This window comes from Acinetobacter sp. 228, assembly GCF_048147885.1.
The window spans coordinates 1-1,204 of record NZ_JAYWYV010000397.1 but is presented as its reverse complement, the minus strand read 5'-3'; the positions used below and the strand labels follow the sequence as shown (position 1 = coordinate 1,204).

Genomic DNA, 1,204 nt, shown 5'->3' with positions numbered 1-1,204 from the left:
AAACTAAAATAGTCCTAATTTTTTTATTTTCAATAAGATTATGTGTTTTTATCTATTATGACTTACCTTGCATATTTCAGAACAATAATATTTAGATATTCTCAGGTTTTTTAATTTGGGTTCATTACAAGTAGCACCAAAAATTAAATTATAATTTAGCTATATTTTTATCAATCTTTCCATAATTTTCTAAAATTCAAATTATAAAAATGATTTTTCTATCTTCAGCTTATAAGATTACTCATTTCGAGTTAGATCCATCGCTCCAAAGAGTTTAACGGAATTAATATGAGTATTTTTTTGATCCGACATGCTGAAAGTGAAGCCAATATTAATGGAAAAACCCTTTCACATGCTTCAATTACTTTAAGTGAAGATGGGCATAAACAAGCTCAAGCACTCTGTTTAAAACTACCTGAGATTGCTCATGTGATCGTGTCTCAATATTTGCGTACACATCAAACCGCCGCCCCACTCTTAGAAAAATATAATCTCAATTTTGAAGTAGATGAACATTTGCATGAGTTTAGCTATTTGTCTGAACGCAAATGTGCCAATACCAATATGGACGACCGTAAAGCTTGGGTAAATGCATATTGGGAAAAAATGGATTATCAGCACAAAGATGCTGATGATGCCGAGTCTTTTGAAGATCTATATATGCGGGTTCAAGCTTTTCATGAAAAGTTAAAAGTATTGGCTGAAAATTATGTCCAAAAGAATTTGGCTGTGTTTAGCCATGGCCAGTTTTTACAGCTTTTGAGGATGCAGATACAACGACCTCAACCAATTTCAAAAGATTTAATGCAGCAGTTTAGATACAACTTGGTTTATCAACCAATTAGAAATACTCAGTTTTTTACTTATTGAACTGAAGTGCATTCATAAAGGCTGTACGGACTACTTACTTAACGGAATTAACGTATGCCTTAATCATTTTGGTTATAAGTTTAGTACCTGATAAGTTTTTCTTTCAACTTAACAGGTATTAGACGAAATACCCAAGGAGAAAATAATCTGAATTTATAGACTTAAATTTTTTGATAATTTTCATCGATAGAAATCAAAAGATCCTGAGCCGGAAACCATCCATTTGCTTCTGCTTTTTGTAACCAATATTGAGCTAATGGAATGTTTTGCTCCACAAGAACCCCATTGAAATAAAGCAATCCTAAACTCCACTCAGCAGCAGCAATACCTTGTT

General features: G+C 32.3%; 2 protein-coding genes. One reads left to right on the top strand and one right to left on the bottom strand.

Features of this window, described 5'->3' with window-relative positions; all coding sequences use genetic code 11:
- Nucleotides 1-288: 288 nt before the first annotated feature.
- Nucleotides 289-870 (top strand): histidine phosphatase family protein, encoded by a 582-nt coding sequence (locus tag VXQ92_RS19330; RefSeq protein WP_005124302.1) that lies wholly within the window; start codon nucleotides 289-291, stop codon nucleotides 868-870.
- A 161-nt stretch (nucleotides 871-1,031) separates the two neighbouring features.
- On the opposite strand, the gene VXQ92_RS19325 is transcribed toward VXQ92_RS19330, so the two are convergent.
- Nucleotides 1,032-1,145, bottom strand: a complete 114-nt coding sequence (locus VXQ92_RS19325) for a hypothetical protein (protein WP_416682889.1) — start codon at nucleotides 1,143-1,145, stop codon at nucleotides 1,032-1,034.
- Between the last annotated feature and the right edge of the window lie 59 nt (nucleotides 1,146-1,204).